General features: G+C 61.6%; 11 protein-coding genes and 2 pseudogenes. 9 read left to right on the forward strand and 4 right to left on the reverse strand.

The window, feature by feature from the left end; all coding sequences use genetic code 11:
- The first annotated feature begins 1 nt into the window (after position 1).
- Positions 2–1,126 carry a site-2 protease family protein gene (locus tag DRB19_RS20245; protein WP_114187844.1) on the forward strand — a complete coding sequence of 375 codons (1,125 nt, stop codon included), beginning with the start codon at positions 2–4 and terminating at the stop codon, positions 1,124–1,126.
- Between the two features lie 64 nt (positions 1,127–1,190).
- Here DRB19_RS20245 and DRB19_RS20255 read toward each other — a convergent pair.
- Positions 1,191–1,742, reverse strand: a pseudogene (locus DRB19_RS20255) (YciE/YciF ferroxidase family protein).
- Between the two features lie 200 nt (positions 1,743–1,942).
- Here DRB19_RS20255 and DRB19_RS20260 point away from each other — a divergent pair.
- From DRB19_RS20260 to DRB19_RS20270, 3 genes are read left to right on the forward strand one after another with little or no spacing between them, the layout of a single operon-like run.
- Entirely contained in the window at positions 1,943–2,524 is a 582-nt protein-coding gene (locus DRB19_RS20260) for a GbsR/MarR family transcriptional regulator (protein WP_114187846.1), read from the forward strand.
- A 5-nt stretch (positions 2,525–2,529) separates the two neighbouring features.
- Entirely contained in the window at positions 2,530–3,903 is a 1,374-nt protein-coding gene (locus DRB19_RS20265) for a cytochrome ubiquinol oxidase subunit I (RefSeq protein WP_114187847.1), read from the forward strand.
- 12 nt (positions 3,904–3,915) lie between these two features.
- Positions 3,916–4,920 carry a cytochrome d ubiquinol oxidase subunit II gene (locus DRB19_RS20270; RefSeq protein WP_114187848.1) on the forward strand — a complete coding sequence of 335 codons (1,005 nt, stop codon included), beginning with the start codon at positions 3,916–3,918 and terminating at the stop codon, positions 4,918–4,920.
- Between the two features lie 88 nt (positions 4,921–5,008).
- Here DRB19_RS20270 and DRB19_RS20275 read toward each other — a convergent pair whose 3' ends face one another.
- The gene (locus DRB19_RS20275; protein ID WP_114187849.1) at positions 5,009–5,518 is read right to left on the reverse strand and encodes a DUF892 family protein; all 510 of its coding nucleotides are present in this window, start codon (positions 5,516–5,518) and stop codon (positions 5,009–5,011) included.
- Between the two features lie 78 nt (positions 5,519–5,596).
- Positions 5,597–6,700: a spore photoproduct lyase family protein gene (locus DRB19_RS20280; protein ID WP_114187882.1), complete on the reverse strand. Its 1,104-nt coding sequence runs from the start codon at positions 6,698–6,700 to the stop codon at positions 5,597–5,599.
- 256 nt (positions 6,701–6,956) lie between these two features.
- On the opposite strand from DRB19_RS20280, the gene DRB19_RS20285 reads away from it, so the two are divergent.
- Complete coding sequence (locus tag DRB19_RS20285; protein WP_114187850.1) at positions 6,957–7,967, forward strand: SDR family oxidoreductase; 1,011 nt, start codon at positions 6,957–6,959, stop codon at positions 7,965–7,967.
- 22 nt (positions 7,968–7,989) lie between these two features.
- Here DRB19_RS20285 and DRB19_RS20290 read toward each other — a convergent pair whose 3' ends face one another.
- Positions 7,990–8,646: a deoxynucleoside kinase gene (locus tag DRB19_RS20290; protein WP_162815777.1), complete on the reverse strand. Its 657-nt coding sequence runs from the start codon at positions 8,644–8,646 to the stop codon at positions 7,990–7,992.
- Between the two features lie 242 nt (positions 8,647–8,888).
- Here DRB19_RS20290 and DRB19_RS20295 point away from each other — a divergent pair, with 242 nt between their 5' ends.
- The 4 genes and pseudogenes from DRB19_RS20295 to DRB19_RS20310 all read left to right on the forward strand — a co-directional run bounded on the left by DRB19_RS20295 (position 8,889) and on the right by DRB19_RS20310 (position 13,915).
- On the forward strand, positions 8,889–9,947 hold the full coding sequence (locus DRB19_RS20295; protein ID WP_245439693.1) for a single-stranded-DNA-specific exonuclease RecJ: 1,059 nt from the start codon (positions 8,889–8,891) through the stop codon (positions 9,945–9,947).
- Positions 9,948–9,985: 38 nt separating this feature from the next.
- Positions 9,986–10,990: pseudogene (uvsE, locus tag DRB19_RS20300) on the forward strand (UV DNA damage repair endonuclease UvsE).
- A gap of 180 nt (positions 10,991–11,170) precedes the next feature.
- Complete coding sequence (locus tag DRB19_RS20305; RefSeq protein ID WP_114187852.1) at positions 11,171–12,238, forward strand: spore photoproduct lyase family protein; 1,068 nt, start codon at positions 11,171–11,173, stop codon at positions 12,236–12,238.
- A gap of 174 nt (positions 12,239–12,412) precedes the next feature.
- Entirely contained in the window at positions 12,413–13,915 is a 1,503-nt protein-coding gene (locus DRB19_RS20310; protein WP_114187853.1) for a YcaO-like family protein, read from the forward strand.
- The last annotated feature ends 42 nt before the right edge of the window (positions 13,916–13,957 follow it).

The following is a 13,957-nucleotide window of genomic DNA, read 5'->3' on the forward strand; positions in this document are numbered from 1 at the left end:
TATGGGCTGGTCCATTCCTATCGGCTCCGTGAAGGGCACGGTTATCCGTGTGCACTTCACCTTTCTCCTCTTCCTCGTCTGGATTGCTGTGACGCACTATGCGCAGGGGGGACGCGATGCAGCCTTCCAGGGCGTCATCTTCATTCTTCTGCTCTTCCTGTGCGTTCTGCTGCACGAGTTCGGCCATGTTCTGGCGGCCAGACGCTATGGCGTACAGACCCCGGACATCACCCTCCTGCCGATTGGCGGCGTGGCCAGGCTTGAGCGCATCCCCGAGGAGCCCTCCCAGGAGTTAATCGTCGCCTTGGCTGGCCCGGCGGTCAATCTCGCGATTGCCGCTGTCCTGTATCTGCTGCTCGGGGGTGTCTTGCCGCGGGAAAGCATGGAGGTGCAGAACGCAGGGGTCAGCCTTCTGGCCCGTCTCGCGTCTGTGAACATCTTTCTAGCCGTCTTCAACCTCATTCCTGCCTTTCCGATGGATGGCGGACGCGTGCTCCGGGCTGTTCTGGCCTACCGCCTCGGCTACAGCCGGGGCACACAGATTGCCGCCACAGTCGGGCAGGTGGTGGCATTCGGACTGGGCCTGCTCGGCCTGATGGGCAACCCGCTTCTGATCTTCATTGCGGTGTTCGTCTATCTGGGCGCGGCCTCGGAGGCCCATGCGGTCCAGATGCGCCAGGTGTCACGTGGTATGCTAGTGTCCGATGCAATGATCACCCAGTTTGAGACCTTGACACCCGGCAGCCGCGTCGAGGACGCGGTGCAGTGCCTGATCAAGACCACCCAGCACGAGTTCCCGGTTGTTGACGGTGCAGGAGGTCTGCGCGGCGTGCTCACGCGTGACGACATGATCCGCGCCCTGCGGGAGCGGGGTCCGCAGACTCCTGTGGTGGAAGTGATGCGCTCCGACATCCCAGTCCTCCACCACCGCCTGCCGCTTGAGGACGCCTTGCGCCTCATGCAGAACGGACGCTTGCCGGCCATTGGCGTCACCAACAGCGAGGCTCGTCTTGTGGGGCTGGTGACGCCCGAGAACATTGCCGAGATGATGATGATCCTGGCCGCCAGTCCCAGACGCTCTGCCCGCATGCCATGGCAACGGATCTCTCCCGTTGAAAGAACATGATGTCCTGGTTGTCTGGGTTTGATGAGCAGGCGGGCACGCCGCCGTGCCTGAGGTTCGAAGGAGTTTATGCTGGAGCTTGTTGATTGACCGAGCGTTCAGCGATCTGGGTCAGCAACTCGTCCGTGCGCTTCTCCTCCTCCAATGTTTGCAGAAGAAGTTGTAGATCCTCCTAGCGTCCGAGCAGCTTGGCATGCGCCGCTGCGGTGCCATAGGCTGCAATCTCGTAGTGCTCACCAATCTGAGCACCGGCAATCAGCGATACGTCTGAAAGCTCGTCACTGCCGATCATGGCCTGCATCTTCTGGTTCTCGCGCAAGATGGCCGGCATGATCTCGTCTTCAACCTGCATGGTCGCGCCACCGGAACGCTGGATGATCTGATCCAGGCGCTGGATCTGTTGTTCGGTCTCGGCGCGATGCCGCTCAAGCACCTGCCGCAGTTTCGGGTGTCGAGCCTTCTGCAGCATGGCATCGTAGGCTTGCAGTCCCTGCTGCTCGGCATTCATAAGCTTGGCAATACAGGCAGTGTAAAGGGTCTCCAGACTGTCAACTTGCATGATGGCACCTCTCATGGCCGCGAGCCACGCGCTCGCATGCGCTAACAAAAAGAGGCTCATGCGGGTGTTCCTCAAATTCAAGGATTACTGTGCTGCCTCTGTCTATGGGTGCTTTGGAGTGCCTGATGCTATTTCTAGCGTGCGGGCTTGGTTAGCGTCTCAGGCTACGCGAAAACTCATCTAAACGCGGCATCCTGCCCCTTGTTGACAACGTGCTCAATCCCGATATTTCAGAAAATACTGAAACTTCAGGATGGACCGTGAATCTCCCACCCCTCATCCAAACCTTCGTGCTGCACTTCGGCGAGATGGGATCGCGGTGGGGCATCAACCGTACCGTCGGGCAGATCTACGCCCTGCTCTTCCTCTCCAGCGAACCTCTGAACGCCGAGGACATCGTCGATAGGCTTGGGGTCTCGCGCTCCAACGTGAGCATGGGCCTGAAGGAGCTCCAATCCTGGAACCTTGTGCGTCTCCAGCACGTGCCAGGCGACCGGCGGGATTACTTCTCCACGCCGGACGACATCTGGCAGATCGTCCGCACCCTGGTGGAGGAGCGCAAGAAGCGTGAGATCGATCCCACGCTCACTCTCCTCCGCGAAGTTCTGATGCAGGAGCCAGCGAGCGCTGAGGAGCGTCATGCGCAGGCCCGGATGCGGGAGATGCACGATCTCTTCGAGCTCCTCACCGACTGGTATGCTGACATGCAGCGCCTTGAGACGGAGCGCCTCGTGCAGCTCCTGAAGCTCGGCACAAAGGTCCAGAAGATCCTCGACGTCAAGGACCGCCTCTTTCCGACATCAGGCTCCAAGAACCGCCGCGGCAGCGGCAAGGACAAGTAGATACCATGGACGACCCTCTCCTTCTCGCGCGCATCCAGTTTGCCGCGAACATCTCCTTCCACATCCTCTTTCCGACGATCACCATCGCGCTCGGCTGGGTGCTGCTGTTTTTCAAGCTGCGCTTTAACCGCACGGGCAATGCCGCCTGGATGGATGCTTACAGGTTCTGGGTGAAGATCTTCGCCCTCAGCTTTGCGCTCGGCGTGGTGTCCGGCATCACCATGTCGTTTCAGTTCGGCACCAACTGGCCGGGCTTCATGAACACGGTCGGCAACATCGCCGGCCCGCTGCTGGCCTACGAGATCCTGACGGCCTTCTTCCTGGAGGCGGGCTTCCTTGGCATCATGCTGTTCGGCTGGAACCGGGTCTCGAACCGGATCCACACGCTGGCAACGGTTCTGGTGGCCGTTGGCACCACCATCTCGGCGTTCTGGATCCTCGTGCTTAACTCCTGGATGCAGACGCCGGCCGGCTTCGAGATGCGCGACGGCGTTGCTCACGCGACCGACTGGTGGGCCATCGTGTTCAACCCGTCCATGCCCTACCGCCTCACCCATATGCTTTTGGCGTCCGGTCTCACGGCCGCCTTCCTCGTGGCCGGTGTTTCGGCCTTCCGCTGGCTGCAGCGCGACCGCTCGCCGGGCGTCATGGCGGGGCTTCGTACAGGCGTCTTCCTGGCTGCTGCCCTAATCCCGATCCAGATCTTCGTCGGCGACATGCATGGCCTCAACACCCTGGAGCACCAGCCGGCCAAGATCGCCGCTATGGAGGGCATCTGGGAAACCCGCAACGGCGCTCCCATGGTGGTCTTCGGCCTGCCAGACGAGGTCACGAAGTCGAACCGGTTCGAGATCGCGATTCCGAACATCGCCTCGTTCTATCTCACCCACGACTGGAACGGCGAGGTGAAGGGCATCAACAGCTTCGAGCACCGTCCGCCCGTCGCGCCCGTGTTCTTCGCGTTCCGGATCATGGTGGGTACTGGGCTTTTGATGCTCGCCATGTCCTGGCTCGCCGCCTGGCAGGTGCGCCGCAGCGGTCAGGTTCACCATTATGTCGCTCGGGTGCTGGTCGCGATGACCTTTGCCGGCTGGATCGCCACCCTGTCCGGGTGGTACGTCACCGAGATCGGCCGTCAGCCCTGGCTCGTGACAGGCATCCTCACCGCCAAGCAGGCTGCGTCCAGCGTCGCAGCCCCCATGATCGCCTCGACGCTCATCGGCTACCTGCTCGTCTATGCTGGACTCCTGGCAGCCTACATCGCGACGATCTTCTACCTCGCGCGCAAGTCTGCCGCGCCCGCCGACCACAGCCCTGCTGAGCCCGTCGGCGCCGGAGGCGCGACGGCTGCAGGCGACGCGGTGGCGGCCTCCCTGTAAAGGAACATCATCATGGATTTCACTCCTGCGACCTGGCTGCCCGTGGCCTTTGCGGGTCTCATGGGCTTGTCCGTCCTTCTCTACGTGGTACTCGACGGCTATGACCTTGGCGTGGGCATTCTCAGCGGCACCGTACGAGGAGAGCACCGAGACCGGATGATCGCCTCGATTGGCCCGTTCTGGGACGCGAACGAAACCTGGCTCGTGCTCGCGGTTGGCCTGCTCCTTGTCGCCTTTCCGCAGGCTCACGGCGCAATCCTGGGAGAACTTTACCTCCCGGTCGCCGGCCTGCTGCTGGGTCTCATCCTGCGTGGCGTCGCGTTCGAGTTCAGGGCCAAGTCGGCTGTGGGGTACAAGGTCTGGTGGGACCGCGCCTTTGTAGGGGGCTCCACGTTGGCTGCCCTCATGCAGGGCTACATGCTCGGGCTCTACATCGTGGGCTTTGAGCGCACCCCCGCCAACGTGTCGTTCGCCCTGCTGACAGCCCTTTGCCTTGTGGCCGGCTACGCCTTCATCGGGGCGGCCTGGCTCATTATGAAGACCGAAGGCGAGCTGCAGCGCCGGGCCGTGGCTTGGGCTCGGGGCACCCTTCTCCTGTCGGGGATCGGCATGGTGGCGGTGTCCGTTGTCACGCCGCTTGTATCGGAACGCATCTGGGACAAGTGGCTGAGCTTGCCGAACTTCGTTCTCCTTGCACCTATTCCCCTCGTGACCGCAGGCCTCTTCGTGGGGCTCAGCATCGTGCTGCCGCACCTGCCTACGCGCACGGACCGCTTCTGCTGGATGCCGTTCGTCGGAGCCGTCGGCATCTTCATGCTCGGCTTCCACGGCCTTGCCTACAGCTTCTTCCCGTACATCGTTCCGGACAAGCTAACCGTGTGGCAGGCGGCCGCCGCGCCCGAGTCGCTGATGATCATGTTTGTGGGTGCACTGCTGGTGTTGCCGATCATCGCCGCCTATTCGGCCTTCGCCTATCGCATCTTCTGGGGCAAGGCGACGGATCTGCGCTACTACTGAGGCTGGCCGCCAGAAAGAAAATTGCGTGTCGCCGCCCTTTTTGGGCGGCGACACGACTGGCATCTAGGATCGAAGGGGAGTAGGTCGCTTAGCGGTCGGCCTTATCCCCGCTGGTGGTCAGTTCCACATAGCGGCGGGTGACGGGTTCGATAATGCCGGCGACCTCCTGGGCCGCCTGTTCCTCCTCCCGCACCGATTGTTGGAATGCCGAGATGTGCGCCGTCTCGCCGGCAGTCTCTGCAATGGTGATCAGAGAACGGTAGGCTCCAATCTGCTCATATTGATAAGCGTAGCCCGCATAGAGGTTCCTGAGGGTCTCGTCCTGAAACAGCCCATGCACGGTCGCGCCGACAGTGCCGGCCACCGTGGTGACGGTCTCCTTGATGCTGGAGATGCTCTCGCCTGCGGATTGAAGAGCCTGTTCGAGGCGAGCCAGCTGCTGGCGTGTGGTTCCGATATGACGCTGAAGGAGCGCCGCGTAGTCCGGATATCTCTCCAGGCGTGAGACCTGAACCTCCATCTGCTGCAGGCCTTGCTGCTCCATCGCATGAGTGTTGCGCAATGCTGTGACATAGATCGAGCGGGCATCGGTGGCCATGAGCGTGCTCCTCCAAGTGTTCGTCAACGGTAACAGACAGCCTTCCGCCAGGTTCCAGCCGCCTCGGTCGACCTCGGGTCAGGTCCAGTAAAGGATTCGAGCTGCGGGAAGGTGCTTGCTGACTGCTTCTTCGAAGAAGACGCGCATCTCCTTCATGACACTGGGCGTGTACACATACTTGACCGTATTGAACTTGGTCGTCTTACGCGCCCGCGTTGCTTCATCCATGTCAAGATTTGAGCCGGGATACCACCCGGTCAGCACGCTCTTCGAACCCGGCGTGAAGCGATGCGTGATCAGCTCCACCGTCAGATCCAGGTTGGGAATGCCGGCGACCTGCTGAGCCGCCTCCTGCAGAAGGGCGCTATAAGCCTCTCGCCAGCCTTCCACCGGCATGATGGGAGCAATCGTCAAACCCACCGGATACCCTGCGAGAGCCACCTGCCGCAGGGCACGAAGGCGGGCTGCAACAGGTGCCGTGCCCCCCTCGAAACGCGCCACCGGTTGCGCGTTGACCGAGAAGCGGATCCGGGTGTGTCGTTGATGCGAGAGATTGAGCAGGGGCTGGACCGCATCGTATTTGGTCGTAAAGCGCAGCTGCACAGGAGCCTGCCAGGAGCCAAAGTGCGCAATCGTCTCCGCCAGGGAGCCCGTCAGGTGCTCAATGCCAAGAGGATCTGTGTAGCAGGACGCCTCGAAGGTCGTGCCCTCGTGCGCCCTGTCGATTGAGCGGGATGTCACCGCTCCTCTGCCTACATAGTCTGCCAGGCTGTCGAGGATTTCAGGAAGGTTGGCATAGACCCGCGTGACCGGCGGACCAGCAAGGGAGCCTGCCAGGTAGCAGTAATGGCAGTGAGCCGGGCAACCCTCCGCAAGATCCACACGCCAGTCCGCGCTGGGTGGGATCGGCTGCAGGCGGCGCTTGCTGGGAGGCGCAACCACAACAGCAAGGGTTGTCTTGGCGTTGACATAAGTCTGCCGGCTATTCTTGCCGGAAAGGCCGGTCAGGCGATTGCTCTTGAGCTCCACAATCTCAGATCCAAGAGCGGCGGCCCGCTCCAGAATGGCCCGCCCGTGTTCCCATTCCAGCGCGGCCGGGGTAACGAGCACGCGCCTGGGACGCCAGAGCTTGGGTGACGACTGGTCGGCTCGTGGTTCAGGACTTTGTGCGGCAGCCCTCACGAGATCGGTTAACACGACAACATGCCTCTGATGGAAGTCCGCTGGTCAGCGGACTCGGGTGCTTTGGGATGGATGCGGCCTTCGCAAGACAGGCTAAAGGCGACTTGCAGCCGCCCGCCCTGCTGACATCTTATGTGGATCTTGGAGCAGCCGATTGTAAGCAAAGAGGGAAAGTAAAACCGATGTGTCACATGCTGAACTGAAGTGTTCGCCGCGCGTTGGGGATCATCTTCCATGTGATCCTGGCAGGCAGGCGATGAGCTATCCCGATTTGAAGCCCCTCCACCAGCAGGTGATCGTGATCACTGGCGCATCCAGCGGCATCGGCCTGGTCACGGTGCGGATGGCCGCAAAAGCGGGAGCCGGTGTGCTGCTTGTCGCCCGCAACGAGGAGGCTCTACGCCGGATTGCAGAGGGGCTGCAGGCGGACGGTGCCCGCGTCGACTATGTTGCCGCTGACGTCAGCCGCAGCGAGGACCATGAGCGAATCGCCCGAACTGCGGTCGAGCGCTTCGGCGGCTTTGATAGCTGGGTGAACAATGCTTCCGTAGGAACAGCCGGCGAGCTGGACAAAGTCACGCTTAAGGATCATCGCCGGGTCTTTGAGGTCAACTACTGGGGCGTGGTATACGGCTCCCTCGAAGCGGCCAAGCATCTCCGCGGACGAGGTGGAGCCATCATCAACATCGGCAGCGTGTTGGGCGAGCGCACCGTCGTTCTTCAGGGGCCCTACTGCGCGGCCAAGCACGCGGTCCGAGCCTTCACGACCGGACTTCGAATGGAGCTTGAACGGGAAGGCGCGCCTGTCTCCGTCACCCACATCAAGCCAAGCTCCATCGACACGCCTTTTCCTGAGCATGCACGCAATTATCTCAACACCGGCATTCAGGTTCCGCCCCCTGTCTACTCTCCCGCTCTTGTTGCGGAAGCAATCCTCTTTGCTTGTCAGACCCCTCGGCGCGAGCTGACGGTGGGCTTTGGCGGCAAGATGGCTCCTCTGATGGGCAGGTTGTTCCCGCGCTTGACCGACCGGCTGATGGAGGCTGTCGGGTACTGGGCCCAGGAGACTAGAAACCCGGGGATTCCTGTGCGTCGGGACAATCTTTACAGCCCCCGCGAGGATGGAGCCGAGCGCAGCAGTCTTGGGTACCCGGTTGTTCTCAGGAACAGCCCCTATCTGAAAGCTCAAATGCACCCAGTCGCAACAGCGGCGATCCTCTGCGGCTTGGCCCTTGGGCTTGCCGCGGCGAGCAGAGCGCGCCGGTGACGCCGCAATAGGCGCGAGATGCTCAGGCCTGCCTTCCCGCTGCGGCTACAGGGCCAGGAAGCATCTGGGCCGCAGGTCCCAGGGAAGCGATGAACTCCCCTGCCAGTGCATGGGCTGCCGCAGGATTTGTGGCGAAGTCGACCTCATCCGTATCAACCTCGATCATAGTCAGGCCCAGAGCCTCTGATCGCAGCTGTTCCAGCCGCCGGTCGATGGCTGCGCAGAGATCAACGAGATAAGCGCGTTCAATGCCTGCTTCCTGGCTCCTGCCGCGGAGCGCTATCCGCCGTAGCTGGGTATCAGGGGTGCATTGCAGGTGAACCACAAGAGCGGGATGACCAACACGGTCGACGAGGCGATGAAAGACGGCTTCCGCAGCATCTGCATCAGCTGGCGAGCAGCCGATGTCGGTGTATGACAGGTCTTGGAATAGGGCGAAGTCACAGACGATCAAATCCTTGCTCTTGCCTGTGGCATTCCGGATGAGATCGGCGTGCGAGAGAAGAAAGCTGATGTTCTTCTCAAAACCGTAAACCTGAGGAGCCGCGTAGAACTGACTGAAGAAGGGTACGTTGAGAACATCCTCGTGCACTACCTGCGTGTCCCAAGCCTCAGCCAGAACACGGGCAAGTGTTGTCTTCCCAGCACCGATGCCGCCAACGATCTCCAGTCTGGTCATGGACAACCTCATCCTTAAAACAGAAGTCCATAGAAGCTTAGGAATAATCGGGAGGTCTCGCCTCAGCCCGCCGCATAACTAATCGACGCCTGAGCGGGATGTTCCGGGCCTAATTAAGGGCGTCTGGATTGATAAGCGCCGTAACATAACCCCGCCGATCAGGCTGATGGCCGGCGATCTCCGAGGCGAACCCCGGCTCATACTGGTCGTTGGAGTGTGTATCCCTTCGCAGGTGAGATGCCGTGACCTTTGAAAACCCGATCCCAGTTGTTCAGCAAACCTTCCGCACGGTCGTAGACAGGTTCAGGGTTGATGCTCCCGTGCTGATCCTTGGGCACAACGATGCGGACGGCCTCTCGGCCGTGGCCCTGCTAGCACGGTCGCTCGGGCAGGCTGGTCTTCCGCTTCAGACCCGAATCGTGGGACGGGGCGAGAACCCATGGTCGGAGGCAATGCGCACCGAACTGTCTAACGCTCCAGTCGGCGGCTTGATCATCACCGATCTGGGAGTGCGCGAGGGCGATATCCTGCCGGGAGCCGAAACCATGGTGATCGACCACCATGTCCCCACTGGCATCCCAGGATCGGCAAACGTGATCTCGGGCTTCCACATGGACCCGGTGCCGACATCCAGCCTGCTGGCCTACTGGTGCGCCGCCGTATTGGCCGAGGTTGACGATCTGCTCTGGATCGCTGCGCTTGGCATCATCGGCGACATGGCCGAGAAGGCGGGCTTCGAGGAAATGGAGGGCGCGCGCAAGCGCTACGGGATCACGGTGCTGCGGGAAGCGACCGCGCTGCTCAATGCGCCGCGACGCAGTGCCAGCGGGGACGCAAAGCCCGCCCTTGACCTTCTCATGAAAGCTGGTGGCCCTAAGGAGATCCTCTCTGGCGAGCACCCGGAGACCGCCCTCCTCCAAGCCGCCCGTGAGGAGGTCAAGCAGGAGCTTGAGGCCGCCAAGCGCGTGCCCCCGAAGGTCAAAGGCAGCGTGGCGCTGATCCGGTTCCACTCGCCGTGCCAGATCCACCCGCTGGTGGCACAAGCCTGGCGTGGTCGGCTCAGGAACAGCATCGTTCTTGCCGTCAACACCGGCTACCGGCCGGGCTGGATCCACTTTGCCGCCCGCACAGCCCTTGATCTGGATCTCATCGCTTTTCTCAGGGACAACGCCCCGCCAGGGGCCGACCAGAACTACGGCAGCGGTCACAGGCAGGCGACAGGCGGTGCGCTGCGCCCCGAGTCCTGGAACCTGTTCGTCGAGAAGCTCGGCTTCGGACCCGACGTGATGGTGCAGCCATGAGTGCCCGGCCTGCCCGCCTCGGCTTCCCCGTCAAGATCATGGGCCAGCCGGACCTCAAGAGCAACGATGCCCGGCGCTCGGGCAGCAATCCGCATCTGAAGGTCTCGCTTGAATACCTCGACGCGATTCTCGACTACCTGGACCAGCATCATATCCGGATGTACCGGATGTCGTCGGACATCGCTCCCTATGCCACGCACCCGGACATGCCGCAGTTCCACAGCATGGTATAGGAAAGCGCCGCCGAGCTGCGGGCTTTCGGGGCCAAAGCCAAGCGCCTCGACATCCGCCTGTCCTTCCATCCCTCGCAGTTCGTGGTGCTCAACAGCCCAGACCCGAAGCTGGTGGAGAAAGGGATTTGGGATCTGTCGTCCCAGGCCGAGATGCTGGACCTCATGGAGCTCGGCCCGGAAGCGGTGCTGGTGATCCATGTGGGCGGGACCTATGGCGACCGGCAGGCCAGTGCCGCGCGCTGGGTGGAGACCTGGAAGATCCTGCCCGAACCGGTGCGCCGGCGGCTTGTTCTGGAGCATGACGACATCCGTTTCAGTGCGGCCGACGTGCTCTGGATCCACGAGCACACGGGGGTGAGGCTGGTCTTCGACCATCAGCATTTCTGGTGCCAGAACCCGGAAGGGCTTGAGCTAAGGCCGACGGTGGAGGCTTTCCTCAGAACATGGCCCCAGGACGAGCGCCCCAAGATCTACTTCTCCTCACCCCGCACCGAACTCCGCCAGGTCAAGCGCACGGACCGGAAAACCCGCAAGAGCACGATGGTGAACGTCGCCCCCGTGTGGACCGGCCATGCGGATTTCTGCAATCCGTTCGAGTTCATCACTTTCATGCGCACGGTGGATGGGCTCGAGTTTGACGTGATGCTTGAGGCCAAGGTGAAGGATCTGGCACTCATCCGGTTACGGCCTGATCTGCTACGCTATGCTCCTGATGTGGCGGCGCGCTTTGGTCTGAGTGCATCCGAAGCGCTCCTCCTGGAGCAGGAGGAGGCCGCGTTGCTTCAAACTGAGCCCGATGCCGGCGCGTAATTCTCCATGAGGACGAACCTTCGATCATAGGGCTCATTCTTCGTCTCTTTTCGTGCGATGCAGGCTCGCAGAAAGCTGAATTTCCAGGTGCGAATGACCATATAAGGTTCTGAACCTACCGAAACGAATCCGCTTCTTGTGGCGCACTGCGCATCGAAGATGCGGGTTGCTGGAACCCACATGGCACTCCCGAAGCAACTGATCGACATTGAGCGGATCTATCTTGAACCGGCGGCAGAGACCTATGCGCGCGGCCAGGAGATCCTGGCCAAGTACCCGCAGGCCGAACGCACCTACGTTGAGTCGCACTGGAAGATCCCGTCCCTGCACGGCAACGAGGGCAATGCCGAGGATTGGCTTAGGATCAAGCGCAGCAGTCTCGTGCTGGGCGTGAAGAAGGGTCTCACGATGCGTCCGAACGGCCGCAGCGCCCACTTCATCGCCCCCTCGACTTCGAACGGCTGCGCCATGGCCTGCGCATACTGCTATGTTCCGCGCCGCAAGGGTTATGCCAATCCGATCTCGATCTTCGTCAACATCGAGGAGGCCTGTGCGGCCATCGCGCGGCATGCGGGGCGGCAAGGCATCCTTCCCGCGCCCGACCAGATCGATCCGCAGCACTGGGTCTATGACATTGGCGAGAATGGCGATCTCTCGGTTGACGCATCGATTTGTGACAATGTCCGAGATCTGGTCGGCCTGTTCCGGCGCCTGCCCAATGCCAAAGGCTCGTTCGCGACCAAGTATGTGAACCGCGACCTGCTGTCGTACGATCCTCAGGGCAAGACCCGCATCCGCTTCTCACTCATGCCGGCGAAGATCGCCAAGGTCGTCGATGTGCCCACCTCGTCCATCTCCGAGCGGATTGCAGCGGTGAACGACTTCGTGCGGGCTGGATACGAGGTCCACCTGAACTTCTCGCCCATCATTGTCTACGAAGGTTGGGAGCAGGATTACCAGCCGCTGTTCGAGCAGATCGATCACGTGCTGTCACCCAAGGCGAAGGAGCAGCTGCGGGCGGAGATCATCTTCCTCACGCATAATGAGCAGTTGCACGAGGTGAACCTGCGCTGGCACCCAAAAGCGGAAGAGTACCTGTGGCGTCCTGACCTGCAGCAGGTGAAGCGCTCTGAGGGCGGCATGCTGAACCTGCGTTACAAGGTGGGCTGGAAGCAGAAGTGGCTTACGCGCTTTCAGGACCTGTTGGCAGACAAGCTCCCCTACTGCGGGGTTCGTTACGCATTCTAAAGGCAAATGTAATCTAGGCGCATGAAGCGAAAGCCACTGGATCGAGGCAAGGCCCACAGAAGCGGCTTTGAAACCAAGTGTACCTTTACGGCGGAGACCGGCGCACTAACTCCTCTGTTCGGGTGGGCAAGAGCTTACTCAGAGGACACGTGCCACCAAATCACATGAGCCCTCATGCCCATCCTTGGTCTTCCCGATGATCTTCCTGATCCGGCCCGGCGTTATGCTGAGGCGCTGCCTAAGGGGCGGTATACCGCCTTCCCCCTTACTTCCCTTGACCGGACGGGCGTCGCCGTCTGGGAAGTTGCGCTGTTCCTCGACAATGCTGCGGATTTTCCCGGCGCCATGCCCTCGGGGTACGGGTACGGCACCACGGACGGAGAGGCACTGATCGGCGCGATTGCCGAAATGGCGGAGATGATCTGTCCGACATTGCGGCTTGTCGGCGAGCCCCACTGGACAGGGTCTTACAACGAACTGGTCCTCAGGGTCGGCAAGGCCCGCATCACCGACCCGCTGACTTTGTGTCTGCCCGCAGGCAGCCCCGTTGACCGGGACACGCCACTGGCCTGGATCAAGGCCGTCCGAGCGAGGACGGGCGAGCCGGTCCTTGTGCCCATGGATGTGGGTGCTTTAGACTACTTCGAGCTGCCACCGGGTTACCAGCCATTCACAACCCTGATCACCAATGGCCTCGGTGCCGGCCCCGACATTGACTGGGCTCTTGGTCATGGATTGCTGGAATGTCTCCAGCGGGATGGCAACGGTCTTCTCTTCCGCGCCCTGGACCAAGGCATTCTTCTCGACCTGCCGCAAAACCTGGAGCCGGGAACCCGAGCGCTCCTCGACCATCTTGATGGTCTCGGCATAGAGGTTCAGGCAAAGTACGCAACCGATGAGTTCGGCCTCGCCAATCTTTATGTCGTCGGCTTCGAGCGCGACGGTTACGAGCCGCCCGTGCCGATCATGCTGTCGGCTTGTGGAGAGGCCTGCGACCCGGACCGGGAGCGTGCGCTTCGCAAAGCCCTGCTGGAATTCTGCTCATCGCGTGTGCGCAAGGCCTACTCGCATGGCCCGCGTGCCGTGGCTGAACGGGTAGCGCCGCAGGGCCATATCGAGGCCTTCCTGCAGACCGCTGGCCCAAGCTTGGAGAATGCCGAGAACCGGGCTTTGACCGAAATGCTTGGATGGGCTCGGCTGAACTCATCCAAGCTCAAAGATACACTCCGAAGGAGCGTCTTTTTCACAAGAGCGGTCAAGAGCTTTGGGGAGCTGCCTGCAACCCCTTGCGTTGATACCCGCGAGCGCGGACGCGTCGCCCGCAACCATCTGGAGGCGGCAGGCTTTGACGTGCTGTACGTCGACTGTTCTCCTCCCAACCACTCCGTTGCAGTTGTGAAGGTCATCGTTCCGGGGCTGGAGGTGGAAACGATGAGTTACTACCGCATCGGAGAGCGGAACACGCGCAAGCTCATCGAACGTGACAGTCCCCTGATCCGGTTCGGCGAGCCTGCAGATGCGCTTCGCCCTGTTCGCCTGACTCCTGAGGCTCTGGACCGGCTGGGTGGTCGCCAGCCTCTGCTCGACACCGCCGCCGTGGATCGGATGGTCGGCCCCCTTTACCCGCTCTATCGCGAGCCTGAGGCTCACCACGTCGCGGAGGTTCTAGGTCTCTGAGGCACTGACGTTCGGAACCGTCACATATCAGCTGGGTTGTTG

It is taken from the genome of Microvirga aerophila (assembly GCF_003332305.1).
Taxonomy (GTDB): Bacteria; Pseudomonadota; Alphaproteobacteria; order Rhizobiales; family Beijerinckiaceae; genus Microvirga; species Microvirga aerophila.

Excerpts from the sequence above, each read along its gene's own strand:
- DRB19_RS20245 (WP_114187844.1), top strand. The coding sequence starts at position 2 with ATGGGCTGGTCCATTCCTATCGGCTCCGTGAAGGGCACGGTTATCCGT.
- DRB19_RS20265 (WP_114187847.1), top strand. The coding sequence starts at position 2,530 with ATGGACGACCCTCTCCTTCTCGCGCGCATCCAGTTTGCCGCGAACATC.
- DRB19_RS20270 (WP_114187848.1), top strand. The coding sequence starts at position 3,916 with ATGGATTTCACTCCTGCGACCTGGCTGCCCGTGGCCTTTGCGGGTCTC.
- DRB19_RS20275 (WP_114187849.1), bottom strand. The coding sequence starts at position 5,518 with ATGGCCACCGATGCCCGCTCGATCTATGTCACAGCATTGCGCAACACT.
- DRB19_RS20285 (WP_114187850.1), top strand. The coding sequence starts at position 6,957 with ATGAGCTATCCCGATTTGAAGCCCCTCCACCAGCAGGTGATCGTGATC.
- DRB19_RS20290 (WP_162815777.1), bottom strand. The coding sequence starts at position 8,646 with ATGACCAGACTGGAGATCGTTGGCGGCATCGGTGCTGGGAAGACAACA.
- DRB19_RS20305 (WP_114187852.1), top strand. The coding sequence starts at position 11,171 with ATGGCACTCCCGAAGCAACTGATCGACATTGAGCGGATCTATCTTGAA.
- DRB19_RS20310 (WP_114187853.1), top strand. The coding sequence starts at position 12,413 with ATGCCCATCCTTGGTCTTCCCGATGATCTTCCTGATCCGGCCCGGCGT.